The organism is Shewanella olleyana, assembly GCF_023283825.1.
GTDB classification, from domain to species: Bacteria; Pseudomonadota; Gammaproteobacteria; order Enterobacterales; family Shewanellaceae; genus Shewanella; species Shewanella olleyana.
Window position 1 is genome coordinate 119023 of sequence record NZ_JAKILD010000003.1, and the last position, 18459, is coordinate 137481.

Genomic DNA, 18459 nt, shown 5'->3' on the forward strand with positions numbered 1-18459 from the left:
CCAATAAAAAACACGGTCAGCGAGGTCAATAAATTTGAAAGCTAACTTAGCCAACAGCGGACGTAAAAATGCCGAGGAAGCTGAAAGAACCCGCGGACAAATACTTACCAGTGCATCGACCTTATTTTCGACAAAAGGGTTTGATGCCACGTCTTTGCGTGAAATAGCCAATACGGCCCAAGTCACTCACAGCACAATAACTCATCACTTCGGTGCCAAACTCGATATTTGGTATGCCATTGCTAATCGTAATATCGACGCCTATAAAGGCCAACTCGAAACCAAATTAAGCCAAGCTATTGTTCGTGAAGTAGGCACACTTTGTATTTTTAAAACTGCCGTTGAAGTGTTAATTGATACCTTATTGCGCCATCCACAATTAGTGCGCTTAATGAGTATGGAGCATGATATAGAAAATGAACGAGCGGTATTTTTGGCGGGTAAGTTAACCGAGTCCCATCATTTGGTTTCAGGTCTATTTGAGGCAGCACGAGAGCAAGAGCCTAAACTACAGCAATATAACGCTGACACATTTTTGATTGTGTTGCTGGGGCTGATTTCAGCGCCGTCATTATTTCCGATTTTACAGAACACTTTAACGCAAACTGATATCACTGGTGATGATTTTAAATCTCACTATAAAGCACTGATATTATCTACTTTATTTCACAATGATTAACCTGTTTGATGTGCTCAGTTTGTTGCGCTTAGTCGGTTTTAAAAACTATCATATCTTTACGAATTAGCCACTGCAGTAAGAATTAGCCACCGCAGTGACTAACTCTTACAACGGCGTTTAAATACCTAACCTAACCTAACCTAACTCTTTACCTTACCTAGTACTGTACCTAACCCTAGCCTTAGCCCTGACTCTAGCACTAGCCAACACTGGAATATGAATCTTCAATAATATTTAAGGCATGGTCAATTTGCGTATTCGTCACATAAGGCGCAGCGCCTAATCGCAACTGACTACCTCGACTATCACAAAGCACATTATTGTTAGTTAACAGTTGCACCCAATTAGCTGCATGCGGTGTCGTCAATGATAAGAAACCGCCATTGGCCGATAATTCATGTTGAGGCAGAGCAAGGCCAGCTTTATCAGCCCCAATAGCCTCAATCCCTTGCCATAAGCGAGCGATTTGAGCTTGATTGATATCACGAAGCACAATATCGGTTAATTGTTGCTGCTTAAAAAAATCAAATACGGCACATGCACGATAATGACTTGTGGGATCATAAGTTGATCCCGCAAAAGCAGATTGTCCATGACCATAACCTACCTTTCCAGGCACTTGATCTAATACGTCAAATTCCGCATACCAACCCGTGATAATGGGGTTACCATGATAACCAGCTGGAATACGCATCATGCAATTCCCCTCGCCGGCCTGACAATACTTATAGCCGCCCGCAACGATAAAGGCTGATTCTAATTGCCACTCAGCCAAATTAAACGGCACCACATTTAGCGCATGATAAGCATCAACTAAACAAGGTACATTTAGTGACTTGGCCGCTTTAGCGACAAGGCCAACATCATAAAATATCTCACTGGTATTAAAGAACACCGCAGACAACATCACCGCATCTGTCTCTGCATCAATCTTATCGATAACTCTTTGGGCAAGGGTGTCACTTGGAAATACAGGCACGACTTCAATAGCGCAATTAAGCTCTTGCAGGCGTTGTAACTGCCGTCTTAAAGAATGAAACTCACCATCGGTAGTGACTATTTTTAACGGTCTTTTGGGCTGAGTTTTTAAACTATTATCTGAGCTGCTATTTGAATGAGTATCTGAGCTGCTATTTGAATGAGCAGCTGAAGCGCTTGATGAAGCTGTGGTGAAATAATCCAAGTCAGAAATAAAGCGCAAAATCAGTTCATGAGTTGAAGAGCCAAGCGCGATTTGACCATTGGCTTCTCCCATCAATTGACGATAGAAATCTCGCACTTTATCGGCTTTAGCGAGTGCAAGTCCCCATTTATCATCGATATGAAGTGCTGCATCGTTATAACAATCTAAAACACCTTGCTTAGCCACATCTGGCCAAGCTTGATGAGAGTGACCAGAAAGTAATATCCGTTCACTGACATTAAAGTCGCTATAGTATTGTTGTAATTGGCCCGCGTCATGAGTATTCATTTTTATCTCTTCAAAAGTACGTTTTTATCTCTTCAAAGTGCGCTTATTAGTTCTTTAAAAGTGCGCTTATTAGCTCTTTAAAAGTGCGCTTATTAGCTCTTTAAAAGTGCGCTTATTAGCTCTTTAAAAGTGCGCTTACTAATTCTTTAAAAATGCGCTTACTCGCTCTGGCTTTTATAGTTTGGGTTACAGGTGAGTTCTTAGCTCAAATAGCTCAGGGAAAAAGCTAATATCTAACGACTTTTTCAAAAACTCCACCCCAGATGAACCACCCGTTCCCGCTTTATTACCAATGATCCGTTGTACGGTATACATATGCTTAAAGCGCCATTGCTGAAAACTATCTTCTATATCGACTAGTTTTTCTGCCAACTCATACAGCTCAAAGTGTTGATCCGCTTGCTGGTATACATTAATCCAAGCCTTTAACACTGCCTGATGGCTTTGATAAGGTTGACTGACATCTCGACTTAATACTGACTCATCGTCCAGCAAGCCTTTGTGCTGCAAAACCTTGATGCTGACATCGTATAAACTCGGCGCATGCAGTAAATCATTTAACTCCTGATAAACCTCAGGGTTACTTTTGTGCACCTCGAGTAAGTCGGCATTTTTATTACCTAATAAAAATTCAATTTTGCGATAACCATAGGACTGAAAGCCCGATGAATGACCTAACGCATCACGAAACTTGAGGTAGTCGACAGGGGTCAGTGTGGCGAGAATATTCCATGACTGAGTCAGCTGATTCAAAATCTGTTTAACCCGAGAGATGACTTTAAAGGCATGACCAAAATCGCCAGTGTTAATATTATCAATAGCGCAACTTAACTCATGCCCCGCAAGCTTAAGCCAAAGCTCACTGGCTTGATGAATGACAATAAACAGCATTTCGTCATGTTGATCTGACAAAGGTTGCTGCGCCGATAAAATTTTCTCAAGATTGAGATAATCGCCATAGGACATATCATCTTTAAAATCAGTATGAATGCTATCTTCTAGCTCTCTAAAATTAGCTTTGGTCTCATTGTTATTATCCGCCTGACTAGCAGACTTATGACCAAGTGGGCACCCCATGTAAAACTCCTTCGGTGAGTGACTTGTGTTTAATATCAGTGAAATGCCGCAAAAGTGGCTAAACTAAGCGACAGATAAATAACCTATCACGTAGGTTAAAAACTGACTAACAAGGCCACAATGATGGCGTCAGTTTTAATTTACATTTGAGTTAGATTTTACATTACCCTCGGGTTTATTCTTAATCCGCCTCCGACGACTAATATCAAAAATGAAGCCAGAGAGTTGACTACCATAGCTAAAAACTTCTTTGAGGAAATAGAGGTCTGAAGAGTAAACCCAATTATGGAATATCGAAATGTCATTGATGCTCTCCCGCTAATATTGGCTTTAGCATAACGATGGGAGGGTTAAGATAGGGTTAAGGCTTGTAAAAGGCGCGAATACAGCTGACAAAGATTGAATATTACCCACAAACTATTTAGGATCAGTTCATAAACACCCAATTAAGAAGTAATACATGAACACCGAGCTATATTTTATCTACGACTCACATTGCCCTTGGAGCTATGCTGTCACTCCGTTAGTGAATGCACTACAAGAAGCTTATCCATCAATGAAGGTACATCTTTTGCACACAGCGCTTTACGAAGGTAAAACCAGTGCAGGCGAAGAACAAATGGAAGCGGCAGCGAGAGCAAGTGGTCTTAAATTTGGCCGTGATCATATTCGTTACGTTAACAGCCCTAAAAATTCGACCAAAACGGCAAACCTTATGGGCTGGCTTCAGAGCAAGCAAGCTGATAAGCAGTTACCTGTACTTAATGCACTGCAAAGAGCGCACTTTATCGAAGGCAACCCATTAGATACTAAGCATGATTTTATGGATATCGTCAGCGACTTTAAGCTATCACCATCGAATAAAATATTTCGAGATGAGCTCAGTATGGATGCCGAATATGTTCTTGAAGGCATTGCAGAAATTCAACAAATGATTGGTACTACAAACTTTCCTGCATTGGTGATGACGGTGGATGATAACGCTATTTTTATCGACCATTCAAAGTACATCAGCAGTCCACATGCTGTCGTCGATGCGGTTGAAAAAGAAATAGCTTCATTTAAGTAACCTATCAAACTGTATTGCTAAACCACGGTAACTCATTTTTATGTTTACCGTGGCTGTTACTCACTTAAGTTACTCACTCAAGTTCAACCGAACAATATTTCCTTCATAAACTCAATTACTGCTCATTTAGCTTAGTGTCTTTAGATTCGATAGTCGTCATGACGAGGTTAAGTATGATCCCACCAATCAGAATCGCTATTATAATTGACAATAACCGCAACAATTCAGCAGATACCGAATCAGCCCCCTGATGCTTAAGGACCTGATAAATAAGCACAATAAAGTTAGTAAATAGTAATTGATATATCGAAAAGCGACAGTGTCGTCTTATGGCGTAACAAGCCAATTGCATTGCACAAAAAATACTTACACCAATTAACACCCATGTTGTTGTTCCTACGGTATAAAGGAACAACACTGGAAGTGTAAAAAGTATCCCTGTCACTGTTGTCACTAATTTATTACGAATAAATACCTTATGCGCTGGAGAAGTAGGAATTTTAATTAGGTTACTGATGGTGATCGCTATCAAGATTGTTTGCGACGAATTAAAACCAATTAACGCCTGTAAGATCAACCACATTGCCGTTGCTTTAAAGATAACAATAGCCAGCGCCACTTCACCAGTTTGATGGACAGTATCATCTGGCAAAATATCTTTTTCATCTCCAGGGAAAATGATAAAAAATACAGAAGTCACTACAATTGCGATGAATAAACTCTCACACATTAACCAAGGAAAGCCGTCAATGGAGGTGTGAAACTGTTCTGTCATCACTGTAATAATAATCACCACCATGAGTATTAGAGTAGATAAAATATCTTTTGAATCAATGTGGCTACGAAAGTATCCCCAAAAAAGCAATGACCAACAAAATAAACCGAATCCTGTTGGGGTATCCGCTAATACACTGGCAAAAAAAACGATGACAAAGCTAATAAAAAATAAAGCAATGAGTAACTTCAGCATCAAGCTTAAAGGTGGTTTCGAAGGCATCATGGTTAAAAATATCACCACAAAAATTGGCGCTAGAAAAGGCAGGGCTGCACCACTATATTGCATATAAAACAGCAATAAAGTTGGCGCTAAAGCCAGCCTAATAATAGGGTTCATGACACTACGAAACATAAGTCCACACGCTTAAAATACGCATCCAAATACCCGCAAGCCATTCTCCAAATGCGCTTTGTTCAGTTAATACTGCCACGGTAGCTTGTGACCCATAACGAATATTTTCCGGCAAGTGCCCGCTCTCAAAAACAATATTAATAGGGTAGCGCTGAGCACTTAATGTTGAGGTATCTGCTGTTAAGAACCCCGTAGACTGATCAATATTATTACTGCCTCCAGTTCCCCAACCTAAACTGCTGACCTTAGCGTGCAATACTCTTCCAGGTAATGCATCAAGAACCACTTCAACTTTATGGCCCACTTTAATGTGCTCCAGCGAGTTCTCTCTCATTAATGCTGTAATCCATACTTCCCTAGGATCAATAAAAGTCATCATTGGAGTTCCAACGGTGGCTCTTTGACCTAAAGTGAGCTGTAGATTTGTGACAATACCATTCGATGGGGCTTTGACTTCTGTTCGCAGTAAGTCTAATTGAGCTTGGTTCAAATTAGCCATAGCAGAAAGAATTTGTGGATTATTCTCCCTTTCAGGGCCTAGATTCTGTTTGGCTTGAGACAGTGACGCTTCAGCAGCTTTAAGACTTGCTTGGGTTCTTTGTTTAGACTCAATTGCATTATCCAAATCAGACTGACTTAACACCCCTTGTTTGGCGAGTTCTGTAATTCGGCTCGCTTGAGCTTCGGCGTTATTTCGCGCCGCAATCGCATCAGTAACTTGTGCTTGTGCTACTTCAACTGCTGCCGTATTGGCCCCCAAATTTTGCCCTGCCTGCGCTAAACTTGCCTTAGCTGCATTAAGGTTAATTTCGTAACTGCGTGGGTCAATCTGAAACAGTAATTCGCCTGCTTCTACAATTTGATTATCAGTGACATTAACTTTAGTAATATTTCCAGCAACCTCAGGGGCTACCCGAACAAGATAGGAGTGAACTCTGGCATCTCCAGTCATTGGCGTAACACGATCAGCCCAGAGGCTATATAGCCAAACAAATAACACAAGCCCTATAATTATAAAGCTCAGTTTTCGGGATGATTTTTCAGCAGCAGACATCTTCGATGCTCCATATTTTAATTAGTGATATTCAGGGCTAAGATAGAGCCAGTCGATTTTAATCGCTTGAGTGTTATTTGAAAAACAAAACTTTTTAGTCACCCAATGAAGGCCTAAGCTATTTATTACAAATACTTTAACCAGCTTGTTAACTATAAAGTATATCGTAATTTTAATTTTAGCCCTTGAATAAGTTTACTTTCCTCGCAAAAATGACTCATCCGTTGCTTTCCTTACATAACAACGAATAGCATCCTACTAACAATAGCGTTAATTCCATTAAATAAAACTATCAAGATCAACTAAAACACTCATGCAATAAAACTTTTTTTAATAATCTCAATGGCCATATTATTAATGCCAATATCATAAAGTTTACAGTCATCCATCGAACCAATTTTTAAAGCAGCCTTTCAAACCCTGCGCCTCTGTTACAATAGCGCGCAAGAATAATACTAATAACATATCTGGATTTCATGAAAGACTTTATTATCATCGGCGCTGGCCTGTCTATGGCCTATAACTTGGCCCAAACTAATTCAAATTATCTCGTCCTAGATGCCAATGAACACATTGGTGCTCCATGGTTAAAACGTTGGGATTCATTAACCTTATTTACTCCTACTGAATATAATCATCTACCTGGGATGAAATTCCCTTTTCCAAAGGGTTATTATCCGAATAAATATGAAGTGGCCGATTACTTAAAAAGTTATGTCGAGCACTTCAGTATCCCAATTGAGTTCTACCAAAAAGTCACCTCTGTCACTAAAGTTGATGGTGTATTTGAAGTGATTACTGCGACAAAGCAGTTAAAAGCCAAGCAAGTCATTATTGCCACAGGGCCATTTCATACGCCATATACGCCGCCTTGCCACATCGATATTGCCGAAGATGTGACTCAATTACATAGTGAGAATTATAAGAACCCAAATCAGCTTCAAGACGGTGATTGTTTAGTGGTTGGAGCCGGTGATTCAGGAGTACAAATCCTATCGGAAATTGCTGATACTGGCCGCACGGTTCACTTTTCTGGCACTGATAACATTAAAGCCATCCCTCAGACCTTTTTAGGCAAAACATTATGGTGGTGGTTTACTAAAATCGGTTTCTTATCCGTTAATCGTTATAGCAAGATTGGTCAATGGCTCAGTAAAGGCGTACAGCCTGTTATTGGCACTGATGTAAAATCATTGCTAGCTAAAGATAACGTCATCCATATGGGTCGTACCTTATCAGCAGATGAAAATAGCATTACCTTCCAAAAAGGCAGTGTTAGTAGTATTAAAAACATCATCTGGGCGACGGGTTTTAAACCTAACTTCTTTTGGATTGACGGCATCTCATTTGATGAAATGAATTACCCGAGTAATTATCGCGGTGTGAGTAACGATGTTGAAGGCTTGTACTTCATTGGCCTGCCATGGCTTTACACCCGAGGTTCAGCAACCCTTGGCGGAGTTTGGAAAGACGCCGATTATTTAATGAATTACATTTCAAAAAACCAACAAGCCGCCTAAGTAAAAGCGCCTACGTATTGAAACAAAAAAGCGGAATGAGCATAGACTCATTCCGCTTTTTGTTTATATGGTGTTGGCTTAACTAACCTGAGCTCGGGATAATAACTTGCTTTCTAGAGGTTCTTTTTACTGATAACTGCGTTAAATTTGTTTGCAATAGGCCAGCTATTGACGCACAAATTTGCCTTGTTCTAAGCAAAAATATCTCTCTAGAATAAGGTTGAAAGCAAACATATAATAATTCAACAGGTTTAACTAACTTTTTATCCCGAGTTCAGGTTAACTAATATTTTGCACTTGGGATGCTAATAACCAAATGGCCAACGCAAAAAATATCACGCCCATAAACTTGTTTTGATAGGTGCGAAACTTATCATTTTTAAGTAATGGCTTACCTAAACTGCCCACTAATGCCACCAGCAATAAGTTGAACAGTAGTCCCATCACATTCAGTAATAGACCCAAAGCCAGCATTTGCTCACCTGAACTTGCTGTTAATTGGGTTGAGACAAACTGCGGCAAAAACAGCACAAAGAATATCAGTGCTTTTGGATTCAGTAAGTTACTGAAAACTGCGCGGCGATACAGAAGCTTTGCTAAATTATTTTGTTGTTCAATTTCAGGCGCGTCGGCTGCGCAGCTGCGCATACAATCCCAACCCATTTTCAATAAATAGGCGCCGCCTAACACTCTAAGCACTTCAAGTGCCATTGGGTTCATTGCCACTAAAGCCGACACACCCATCGCAGCCAGCAAAGTTAAAATTAATCCTGATGTGGCATTACCAAAACTGGCATATACGCCAACCTTCCGGCCATAGCTCAAACTTGAACTGGCGATCAGCAACATGTCAGGCCCTGGGATCAACAATAAGGCGACCACAGTGGTTAAATAAACAGGGAGTAAAGCCAGATCGATCATGATAAATAAGATAAGTGATTAAACAAGGCGCGGATTTTACAGCTATCCAACATGAATAAAAGTCATGTTGCGCTTAAATGAGAGCTGAAGATGGCAAAGTTTGTTTACGAAATGTATTTTCACTTTTAAAACCGCAGACAGAGAAAGCATCATCGCTAACCGAAACACGGATGCGCGCCCCATTAAAGCGCTTATCGATACCAACTTTCTGTTCTGTTTTTGATTTTTTTACGCTATAAATCCCACTTTTATGATCTGAGTTAAGCTTTTCAACGCATTATTTTCAGAAAAAATTGTTGTCCCCCTCCCTCCAAAAATGATAATAAACATCTGATATATAAACATATAAATATATAAAACAGACACCTTCACTGACAGTAGAGGGTTGAATCCTACCTAGGGTATTTATCAAAAAATGACTTATTGGCTAAATTTGCTCTCAACGAAACGTACCAGTAAATACATCGAGGGCATTATGATTACATCAACAACTAACCTAAGAGCTGAATTCAACAGCGGCAAAATGTTTGAAACCAATGAAGAGATGCTGTTTGTATTACAACTATCAGGAAGTTGGTACGAAATGGGCCAACAATACGGTAAATTCGCCCAACAGCATTTACAACCAATGTGGGACAAAACAGTACAGCCCCTCTTTGATAAAGGTTTAACGACTGCTGAAGAAGCATATGACCTCTTTGGTAAGCGTGTTTATGATGCATTATCACTTCGCCGTAAACAGTATTTCCAAGGTGTTGCTGACAGCATAGGCTGGACAGTTGAAGAAGTTATCGTACTTGACCAAAGTGGCCCACTCGCCATTTATCTCGGCAAGCTAAATTCTTTTTCAGGTTGTAGCTCATTATCGACTTGGGGTGAAAACACCATTGATGGCAGAACATTAGTTGGCCGTAACATGGACTGGAGCGAATTATTTATGGAGTTTCCAGTATATTTAACGGTATTTAACCCAACTGACGGGTCAAACAAAATAGCAAACGTTTGTTGGCCTGGATGGCACTGGCTTGCGACAGGTGTCAATGATAAAGGTGTTTATACGGATTTACACGACGGCACTTCAATGGGTGGTAACGTACTTTCAACCGAAAAACCTTCTTTCTTACATTCAGTTTTTGATTACTTAGCTGAAAGTGACAACATTGAAGCCCTAAGTGCTCGTTTTCAAGCATCACGCACAGATATTCCGACTATTTGGATGTTGGCTGATAAAAGCGGTCAGGCTAAATCTTATGAAAATACGATTCAAGAAAATCGCAAACGTGTACCAGAAGAAGGTGCGCAATCATTTATCACCGTTAATACATTCTTGAATCCAGACTGGGGCCTTGGCCGTCGCGAAACATTAAGTTTGTCTTTACGTCGTTTAGAAAACTTAACTGATCGTCACAACGAAGTGACAGCTAAAATTGATGCTGCCAAAATGCGCGATATTTTCGACATGAGACTTTATAACGAAGACGGCACATTAAAAGAAAAAGGCGGCGTCACTAAGCCTAAAAACCAAGATGTGGATTTAACAAACTACCAAACCATTACCGACCTAACTGAATTAGAAATGTGGATAAAATTACCTGTACTCGGCGATGACTGGTGCCATATTGACCTAAAAGAAATGTTCAATATTAACTAAATCAGATATTGCTATTTTACGTGCTTGGTAACCAAGCACGTAATAAAAACAAAAAAGGCTTAGCAATCATTGCTAAGCCTTTTCTTTAAAACCAACAGATTAACGGTAAAACGCTTCGACAGTTCCTTTAATCGTCATCAATAAAGGTTGGCCACGGCGGTCTAATGCCTTACCCGCAGGTACTTTTACCCAACCTTCACTGATACAGTATTCTTCAACATCAAAACGCTCTTTGCCATTAACTTTAATGCCAATGTCATGCTCAAACACAGCTTCAACATGGTGTGGACTGCGTGGGTTAACTGAAAGGCGATCGGGTAAAGCGGGTTGCGACGTAGTATCGTTCATGAGCATGCTCTGTAGTAATAGAATCTAGCGCTATTGTAGGCAATACAAGCGCTTTGCTCAAGTGCAGCCATCATATACTCGCCAATAAATGCAGTCGCAACAATGTTTGATGAGCAACAGCTACACGACTGAGTTCTTCAGTTAGCGTTTAAAACAGGGTTTTCCACAAAAGTAACCATAGAATGGTCGACAAAATACAGATAAAGTCAGCAGCTGAACTATAAAAAACCATAAAAATAACCTTCAAACAACACCATAAAATCAAATCTAAAAACCGAACTTTCAAGTCAGCCTAACCTGCAATTTAAAGCTGCTATCTAAAAGCACGTGAATGAGCACCCACAAAGGTTAACACCTAGTTAAATTCGTTAAAAAACTTTACATCATTTTAGCTAAATGTGTATTGACACAGAAGTGCTAGATGAAGGATATTCACACCTAGAATTATTGAAGGTAAATCACACTTTATAAACTAAGAATAAATAATGTTTCAGTAGCGTATTGAAACAGCACTCAACTGCTGTTATCGGACAACTATAATAATAATTATTGAAATAATGTTAATTGTCGATGACGCAAAATTTACTCATGTTTGGGGACAAGCACATGCTATTTGAAGGTAAGTTAATTTCTGACTGTCCAATTCGTCAAAAAATTCGCGATTTTTATCGTATAGATGAAAACATCGCAGTGGATCATATTCTCCCTCTAGCAGAAATTAACGTTAGCGCCCGAAGTAAGGCTTGGGAACGAGCACGCCAAATGGTCTTGAAAATTCGTCAAGATCAATCAGGTAATGGTGCAATCGATGCCTTACTTAATGAATATTCACTTTCAAGTGAAGAAGGCGTGGTATTAATGTGCTTGGCAGAAGCACTTTTACGCGTACCAGATAAACATACCCAAGATATGCTTATTCGCGACAAAATATCTCAAGGCCATTGGAGCAACCATTTAGGTAGCAGTGACTCATTATTTGTCAATGCTTCTTCGTGGGGCTTATTAATCACAGGCTCAGTAGTAGATTATGCCGATAGACGTACTAAAGATCGCTTTGGCCTATTAAAGAAAACCATTGGCCGACTAGGCGAACCCGTTATTCGAACATCGATGAACTACGCCATGAAGATCATGGGTAAGCAGTTTGTGATGGGGGAAACTATCGTCGCTGCAACTGAACGTGCTGCGACAAAAGAGCAACAAGGCTATGTATATTCCTATGACATGCTGGGTGAAGGTGCACGTACGATGGACGATGCTCGCCGCTATTTAGCATCGTACCAAGACGCTATCGAAACCATTGGTAAAGTCGCTCTAGCCTCTGGTAAAAATGATCCAAGAAAAGTCCCTGGCATTTCAGTGAAACTTTCCGCTATTCATCCTCGATATGAATTTACCCATAAATCACGCGTGATGAACGAAATAGTGCCAAAGCTTAAGGCGCTATGTTTACAGGCCAAAAAATATAACATTGGCTTGACTGTTGATGCTGAAGAATCAGAGCGATTAGATATCTCACTTGATGTTATCGAAGCCGTGTTTAGCGACGACGATTTAGCAGGTTGGAATGGCTTTGGTATTGCCTTACAGGCTTACCAAAAGCGCGCTATTTTTGTGGTTGATTGGCTACGCGAGTTAACCGTGCGTGTTGGCCGCAGAATGATGGTCCGTTTAGTAAAAGGTGCCTATTGGGATACCGAAATTAAGAATGCCCAAAAGGACGGTCATAATCACTTCCCTGTATTTACGCGTAAATCATCAACCGATGTGTCATTCCACGCCTGTGCCAATAAGTTATTAGGCTACCGAGATACAATTTATCCGCAGTTTGCGACTCATAATGCTTATACCGCAGCCACTATTGTAGAACTTGCGGGTGACGATAAAGAAGGGTTTGAATTTCAGTGTTTACATGGCATGGGCGATTCACTTTATGATCAAATCGTCAGTGGCGAACACATTCAATGCCGCATTTATGCGCCAGTGGGTTACCATGAAGATCTACTCGCATATTTGGTTCGTCGTTTATTGGAAAACGGCGCCAACTCATCATTCGTAAATGCCATTGTTGATGAATCCAAACCGGTTGAATCGCTGCTTGAGGATCCTGTAGAAAAAACCCAGCGATTAAAAGAAAAGTACAACCAACAAATCCTTAAACCTATTGCATTATATTATGGCGAAGATGGTGAAGATCGTGATAACTCCAAAGGTTTAGACTTAACCAATATCAACGAAATCACGCCGCTGAAAGAATCACTTGATAACTGGTTTACCAGCAAACAACTCAGTGCCAGTGATGTTCCAGAAGGCGCTGTGGCGGTGAAAAATCCAGCCAATCATAATGAAATCATTGGCTATCACCACTTCCATGATAAAGATGCCATGCTTGCGATGATCGACACTGCGCAAACTGCATTCACTTCATGGTCACAGGTTTCAGTCATCGAACGCGCTTCGTTATTAACCCGTATCGCAGATATCTTAGAACGTCATACCGATGAACTGATTGCCTTATGTATTAAAGAAGCCGGTAAAGTCGCCCAAGACGGCATCGATGAAGTACGAGAAGCTGTCGACTTTTGCCGTTATTACGCCAACCGAGCAATTGAATTAGCAGAAGATGACCGCTTAGAGCCGCGCGGCGTGGTGTTATGTATTAGCCCTTGGAACTTCCCGTTAGCGATTTTCCTAGGACAAGTGGCTGCCGCTATTGCAACGGGTAATACCGTATTAGCAAAATCAGCTGAACAAACAAGCTTAATTGCGCTGCGCGCCATTGAACTGATGAAGTATGTTGGATTACCAGAAGGCGTGGTCCAAGCTGTCATTGCCCCAGGTAGCCTAGTCGGTAGTGTTATTTTGCCTGACGAGCGCATTCAAACCGTGATGTTCACAGGTTCTACTGAAACTGGCACAAAGATTTCGCAAATCTTGTCTGAGCGCGGCGGCCATCAAGTGCCATTGATTGCTGAAACAGGCGGTCAAAATTGTATGATCGTTGACTCAACCGCCTTACCAGAGCAAGTTGTTGATGATGTAATATCGTCAGGTTTTCAGTCAGCAGGTCAACGTTGTTCAGCGCTTCGCGTATTGTTTTTACAAGAAGATATTGCCGATAATGTCATTACCATGCTCAAAGGCGCGTTGGCAGAATTGCATGTTGGTAATCCTGAGTTCCTCAGCACGGATATTGGTCCTGTTATCGATCAAAAAGCCTTGAGCGCATTGAATGCTCACAGTGACTACATGAAAGATTATGGTAAGTTGCTTTACCAATGTGAGGTATCAACTGAAGTTGCTGACAATGAACACTTCTTCTTTGCGCCACGCCTTTATGAAATCAATGACATTAGCGTATTAAAGCGTGAAGTATTTGGTCCATGTGTCCATATCGTTCGCTTTAAAGGCGATGAAATAGAAAATGTCATCGATAGCATTAACAGTACAGGGTTTGGCTTAACCATGGGCATACACACCCGTATTGAGCACAGAGCAATCGAGCTCGCCCGATTATCACGTGCGGGTAACGTGTACATCAACCGCAATATGATTGGTGCCATTGTCGGTGTGCAACCCTTTGGTGGACGTGGTCTTTCAGGGACTGGGCCAAAAGCCGGCGGCCCAAATTACCTATCACGTTTGGTAAAAGAAAAAGCCACACCTGATGTCAATGATGTGGATTTAATACCACCCCAAGCCATTGAAAAGGATTGTGATGCACAGTCTATATCCGAAGCAACATTGTTGCTGGATAGAGCCAATGAAGTTGAAAAGCAATGGCGTTTAACCGACTTAAATACCCGTACCTCTTGTGTACGTCAGTTACTGGCTAAAATCGCCCATGTTGATATTGTTGATGACTTGGCAGACGATTTAAACTACACCTTAAAGGTGTCTCGAGATCAGTTAATCGATATTGAAAAGCGCTTGAAAAAGCCAAAGGTGCTACCTGGACCAACAGGTGAATCCAATATCCTTTACTTAGAAAACCGCGGAAATATTATTTGTTTTGCCGATGAAAACGTTAGCTTCCACTTCTGGGTACTCTCAATCGTAACAGCATTGGCTACAGGTAATACTGTTATCACCGTGGTATCTGATTTGTACCATGATGAAGCGCTGGTATTTAGAGATAAGTTGATAGCAACCGGTGCAGACAAAGATATCTTCCAAGTGGCAAGGCATCGCCACTTACCAACACTATTGGCACATCCTAAATTATCAGGAGTGGTCATTGACAGTAACTGCGATCGTAAACATTACATCAGTGAGAAACTGGCTGAACGTCAAGGAGCTATATTGCCTGTGATCAGTTCTGAATATTTCGATAACTTGATCCAGCGTCTTCTGACTGAAAAAACCATCAGTATTGATATTACAGCATCGGGTGGTAACACCTCACTGATGACGTTAGTTGAAGATGATTAACGCTAAATGTAAATAAGCTCAACCCAGGCAAAAGCGACTTAATAGCCAAATAAAAGGCCTCAACATTGTTGAGGCCTTTTTTGTCTCTTAACTCGATATGACAGTTAACTAAATCTAAACAATTGACTCTAAATTACCTAATCTAAATTACCGATTTTAAATCAACTAACCTAAACCAATCTAATTAAGCCGTTCTGGCGACTTTTACATAGCGTTTTAAGGCATTAATAACTCGAGTGATGCCATAACAAATCAAAGCAGGAACTAAAGTTAATATCGTGATTTTTAAAAAGGATATCGCAATCACCAATAACCCTATGGCTTTAGGCTCGCCATGGGGTTCTGGAGAGTTTGCGTTTATTAATCCTGCCCACTGAGTCAATTCAACAGACCATAAAAAGATGCTAAAAAATACCGAAACCAACATAATTATCGCGCTGCGTTTGATCCAATCTTGTGTAACAAACTTCATTTCACCACCTCATTTGAGCTAATACCATCAGCAATTTGGTTGGTCTTTTTAGTCAACATTCTCTTGGTCATACTTTTAATCCATGGCCAGTGCATGGCTAAATGAATCCCTAACATTGGCATAAGTAAATTACCTAAATCATGATGTATTTTTGACCACACAGGCAGGATTTCTAACGGAATGCCTAACAGGGGAAAAATCACTTCAGAGACCAAAAAACCACTTAATATCACCATTAACATAGCCAAATAAAAAAGTGCATCCCAGATAGCGTTAAAGCGACTTTCGCCTGATAACTTACCGACAAACTTTTTTGGCAGTGCTTTTAACCAATCCCAATGCAACAATAAATGGATCACTAGCGGAACAATAAACACCACACTTAACCATTCATGGAGTGCAATTCCTGTAGCCCTTGGCGCGCATACCAATACAAACCCCACCAGCAACCAAAGGTTCATTACAAAACGAGTTTTACTTAAATCATCTTTCCAGCTTTTATTTTGCAACGAGCGCTGAGTTTGATTGTTCTCTCGGTCATTCTTTGTTTGTTCCATATTGCTCTCAGTGATGTATTGGGCTAAATAATTGTCGTTTTAACAAAGGGAAACTTTGTTTATTAACAGGCATGAATTATTACAAGCTAATTGACTTTATCAACTAAATTTACAGAACATTACATTAGAGAATATGACAGCAGTAAAACTAAAAAAGCTCATTAAATGAAAGAATAACGGGGGATTCATGCCAATCAAAAAAGATAATGGGCATACAAAGCAATATTTGAAAAACAATATAAAAAAATAATAAAACAACGCTAGAAACGCTGTAGACAACCATTAAAAATCAACAACTTAAAAGAGAACGCTAGAAATGAGGGTAGTTGTTAATTTACTAACCTACAACCACATACGGTATTACTGGGCTGAAATAACACCACAGCAAAGTCTTTTGCTTCATCTTGTTCAATGATTTGCACGCTAAGGTTATGCATGCCATCACGAGTCAAATTAAGATTACTCACATAGGATAAATACTGATAATGCTCGGGTACCTGCTGATTTTCAGTCAATGGGCTTTCTTGCTTAGTGTTCACTGAAATATCATAAATCCTGTTTTCAGTATCGACACTGTTTACCTTACCTTGCATCGATACCGTTCCCGCCGAACTGCCATCGATATTAAAGTATCGATAATGCACCTGAGCTTGACCATCTTTAGATAACATATCCACCAAGAGGTAATGGTTACTGTCTTGTTGGCCATTATTGCGATTAAACAACTCAGAGCTGCAGCTGAGCATAAAACTCGGTGAACTTGAGGTTAAGCTGGCTATGACCCCAATGCTGCAGAGCAATAAGGTTAATATGGTGATATTAATCACCCAACGCCAAGTCCTAGTCATTGCTAACCTCCCTACAACATCCAATTTGTTGAATTAACCACATATCTCAACTCCTTCTAACCACTGCTGACTAATAAACTTTTTAGGCTGCCTGAGGTCGCTGATTTTTAAATTACGGATGACCGATTGACCAAAGTGGTCACCACGTAAGGTTATGTTGAGTACCTGTTCATCGTGCGACAAAGATAAGTAGATACTTTTCCAAGGCGTTATCGCACACTGAGAAAACTTTTGCTGTATTTGCATGCCCTGTTCTTTTAGCAATGCATTATTGGTTTTCGAGCGAGAATACAAGATAACATCGACAGATTGACCTGAAGCCAACTTAACGCTAGAGACGCTGTTTGGCATAACAGGTAAGGTTTTTGGCGGAGTAAAATCAATCAACACCATAGCGCTAATTAAACCAGAAACAATCAAGGTGATAGCAGTAATCATTGCAACACGAGGTAAATTACGCCATGAAAATACCGCTTTTTTACGACTACGATGATGCTTTAATAAGTAGCCATGACCTTTAACTGTCTCGATTAAAGACTCGTATTGCTGCCCTAAAAAAGCACGCAAAGTAAAAATAGCATGGGCGACAGATGCATCGCTTAAAGGCTGCTCTTGGCCATTACCAGCTTTTAACAAAGGCTTGGCCACGACCTTACCTTGGTAATCAATTAATAAGTTCAGTACTTGTAACTCCGCGCGTGGAAGACGCCAAGTTTCGCCACTGTCGGTATTAGTCAATTCACCCTTTGCTTCGTCAAATCTGCAATGGCCTAATTGCATTGTTACATCCCAAAAGCTACTTAATATTATCAGTCTAAAACAAACCTCAAAATATTCTGTGATCCTGCGTAATTTATCTCTGTTCTATTGCAAACTTTGGGTTAAAACTTGAGTGAATAATAATGAAATGCGACACGAATCACACAAATTAACAATATAAATGCAACCCAAAAATCCATTGATAGTCACTTTAATGTTCATTAATCTTATAAATAGAGTGACCCACTTCACGATTATGTTGAACCACACCGAATATTCACTTTATTTTACTCACTAAAAAGTCTCAATCATCTGCTCTTTCAATGCCTAATTAACCAACAGATTTATTTGCTTTACATCACAAAATTAATTCCTTCATCACTTACATTTAACTCATCGAGCAGCATTGAATGATTCAGATAAGAAGCAGACTCGAAGAGATGAATACAAGCATTCAAGCTTGCTATCAATAG

General features: G+C 40.2%; 15 protein-coding genes. 5 read left to right on the plus strand and 10 right to left on the minus strand.

Going from position 1 to position 18459, the window contains the following annotated elements; genetic code table 11:
- Positions 1–34 precede the first annotated feature (34 nt).
- Positions 35–679 carry a TetR/AcrR family transcriptional regulator gene (locus L2735_RS03200; protein ID WP_248983324.1) on the plus strand — a complete coding sequence of 215 codons (645 nt, stop codon included), beginning with the start codon at positions 35–37 and terminating at the stop codon, positions 677–679.
- A gap of 199 nt (positions 680–878) precedes the next feature.
- Here L2735_RS03200 and L2735_RS03205 read toward each other — a convergent pair whose 3' ends face one another.
- Both L2735_RS03205 and kynA read right to left on the minus strand, forming a co-directional pair.
- A complete protein-coding gene (locus tag L2735_RS03205) occupies positions 879–2150 on the minus strand; it encodes an aminotransferase class V-fold PLP-dependent enzyme (RefSeq protein ID WP_248983325.1) in 1272 nt (423 codons plus the stop codon).
- 186 nt (positions 2151–2336) lie between these two features.
- Entirely contained in the window at positions 2337–3227 is an 891-nt protein-coding gene (gene kynA, locus L2735_RS03210; RefSeq protein ID WP_248983326.1) for a tryptophan 2,3-dioxygenase, read from the minus strand.
- A 460-nt stretch (positions 3228–3687) separates the two neighbouring features.
- Between kynA and L2735_RS03215 the strand changes: the two genes are divergently transcribed.
- Complete coding sequence (locus L2735_RS03215) at positions 3688–4296, plus strand: DsbA family protein (RefSeq protein WP_248983327.1); 609 nt, start codon at positions 3688–3690, stop codon at positions 4294–4296.
- Between the two features lie 115 nt (positions 4297–4411).
- Here L2735_RS03215 and L2735_RS03220 read toward each other — a convergent pair whose 3' ends face one another.
- Positions 4412–5425 carry a DUF2955 domain-containing protein gene (locus L2735_RS03220; RefSeq protein ID WP_248983328.1) on the minus strand — a complete coding sequence of 338 codons (1014 nt, stop codon included), beginning with the start codon at positions 5423–5425 and terminating at the stop codon, positions 4412–4414.
- Positions 5415–6479 (minus strand): HlyD family secretion protein, encoded by a 1065-nt coding sequence (locus tag L2735_RS03225; RefSeq protein WP_248983329.1) that lies wholly within the window; start codon positions 6477–6479, stop codon positions 5415–5417. The genes L2735_RS03220 and L2735_RS03225 overlap by 11 nt, the downstream gene beginning before the upstream one ends.
- 476 nt (positions 6480–6955) lie before the next feature.
- On the opposite strand from L2735_RS03225, the gene L2735_RS03230 reads away from it, so the two are divergent.
- Positions 6956–7999 carry a flavin-containing monooxygenase gene (locus L2735_RS03230; RefSeq protein ID WP_248983330.1) on the plus strand — a complete coding sequence of 348 codons (1044 nt, stop codon included), beginning with the start codon at positions 6956–6958 and terminating at the stop codon, positions 7997–7999.
- 279 nt (positions 8000–8278) lie between these two features.
- On the opposite strand, the gene L2735_RS03235 is transcribed toward L2735_RS03230, so the two are convergent.
- Positions 8279–8920, minus strand: a complete 642-nt coding sequence (locus tag L2735_RS03235) for a LysE family translocator (protein WP_248983331.1) — start codon at positions 8918–8920, stop codon at positions 8279–8281.
- A gap of 475 nt (positions 8921–9395) precedes the next feature.
- On the opposite strand from L2735_RS03235, the gene L2735_RS03240 reads away from it, so the two are divergent.
- The gene (locus L2735_RS03240; protein ID WP_248983332.1) at positions 9396–10571 is read left to right on the plus strand and encodes a C45 family autoproteolytic acyltransferase/hydrolase; all 1176 of its coding nucleotides are present in this window, start codon (positions 9396–9398) and stop codon (positions 10569–10571) included.
- A gap of 99 nt (positions 10572–10670) precedes the next feature.
- Here L2735_RS03240 and L2735_RS03245 read toward each other — a convergent pair whose 3' ends face one another.
- A complete protein-coding gene (locus tag L2735_RS03245; RefSeq protein ID WP_248983333.1) occupies positions 10671–10919 on the minus strand; it encodes a DUF3297 family protein in 249 nt (82 codons plus the stop codon).
- Positions 10920–11525: 606 nt separating this feature from the next.
- Between L2735_RS03245 and putA the strand changes: the two genes are divergently transcribed.
- On the plus strand, positions 11526–15350 hold the full coding sequence (putA, locus tag L2735_RS03250; RefSeq protein WP_248983435.1) for a bifunctional proline dehydrogenase/L-glutamate gamma-semialdehyde dehydrogenase PutA: 3825 nt from the start codon (positions 11526–11528) through the stop codon (positions 15348–15350).
- Between the two features lie 184 nt (positions 15351–15534).
- Here the strand turns inward: putA and L2735_RS03255 are convergent, their stop codons facing one another.
- The 4 genes from L2735_RS03255 to L2735_RS03270 form a co-directional block, all read right to left on the minus strand.
- Complete coding sequence (locus L2735_RS03255; RefSeq protein ID WP_248983334.1) at positions 15535–15822, minus strand: hypothetical protein; 288 nt, start codon at positions 15820–15822, stop codon at positions 15535–15537.
- On the minus strand, positions 15819–16379 hold the full coding sequence (locus L2735_RS03260) for a cytochrome b/b6 domain-containing protein (RefSeq protein ID WP_248983335.1): 561 nt from the start codon (positions 16377–16379) through the stop codon (positions 15819–15821). Before L2735_RS03260 ends, L2735_RS03255 begins: the two co-directional genes overlap by 4 nt.
- Before the next feature lie 329 nt (positions 16380–16708).
- A complete protein-coding gene (locus tag L2735_RS03265; RefSeq protein ID WP_248983336.1) occupies positions 16709–17227 on the minus strand; it encodes a hypothetical protein in 519 nt (172 codons plus the stop codon).
- A 33-nt stretch (positions 17228–17260) separates the two neighbouring features.
- The gene (locus L2735_RS03270; RefSeq protein ID WP_248983337.1) at positions 17261–18007 is read right to left on the minus strand and encodes a winged helix-turn-helix domain-containing protein; all 747 of its coding nucleotides are present in this window, start codon (positions 18005–18007) and stop codon (positions 17261–17263) included.
- Positions 18008–18459 lie beyond the last annotated feature (452 nt).

Bases quoted from the DNA above. Each gene is read 5' to 3' on its own strand.
- L2735_RS03205 (WP_248983325.1), bottom strand. From the start codon at position 2,150: ATGAATACTCATGACGCGGGCCAATTACAACAATACTATAGCGACTTT.
- kynA (WP_248983326.1), bottom strand. From the start codon at position 3,227: ATGGGGTGCCCACTTGGTCATAAGTCTGCTAGTCAGGCGGATAATAAC.
- L2735_RS03215 (WP_248983327.1), top strand. From the start codon at position 3,688: ATGAACACCGAGCTATATTTTATCTACGACTCACATTGCCCTTGGAGC.
- L2735_RS03220 (WP_248983328.1), bottom strand. From the start codon at position 5,425: ATGTTTCGTAGTGTCATGAACCCTATTATTAGGCTGGCTTTAGCGCCA.
- L2735_RS03225 (WP_248983329.1), bottom strand. From the start codon at position 6,479: ATGTCTGCTGCTGAAAAATCATCCCGAAAACTGAGCTTTATAATTATA.
- L2735_RS03230 (WP_248983330.1), top strand. From the start codon at position 6,956: ATGAAAGACTTTATTATCATCGGCGCTGGCCTGTCTATGGCCTATAAC.
- L2735_RS03235 (WP_248983331.1), bottom strand. From the start codon at position 8,920: ATGATCGATCTGGCTTTACTCCCTGTTTATTTAACCACTGTGGTCGCC.
- L2735_RS03240 (WP_248983332.1), top strand. From the start codon at position 9,396: ATGATTACATCAACAACTAACCTAAGAGCTGAATTCAACAGCGGCAAA.
- L2735_RS03245 (WP_248983333.1), bottom strand. From the start codon at position 10,919: ATGAACGATACTACGTCGCAACCCGCTTTACCCGATCGCCTTTCAGTT.
- putA (WP_248983435.1), top strand. From the start codon at position 11,526: ATGCTATTTGAAGGTAAGTTAATTTCTGACTGTCCAATTCGTCAAAAA.
- L2735_RS03255 (WP_248983334.1), bottom strand. From the start codon at position 15,822: ATGAAGTTTGTTACACAAGATTGGATCAAACGCAGCGCGATAATTATG.
- L2735_RS03260 (WP_248983335.1), bottom strand. From the start codon at position 16,379: ATGGAACAAACAAAGAATGACCGAGAGAACAATCAAACTCAGCGCTCG.
- L2735_RS03265 (WP_248983336.1), bottom strand. From the start codon at position 17,227: ATGACTAGGACTTGGCGTTGGGTGATTAATATCACCATATTAACCTTA.
- L2735_RS03270 (WP_248983337.1), bottom strand. From the start codon at position 18,007: ATGCAATTAGGCCATTGCAGATTTGACGAAGCAAAGGGTGAATTGACT.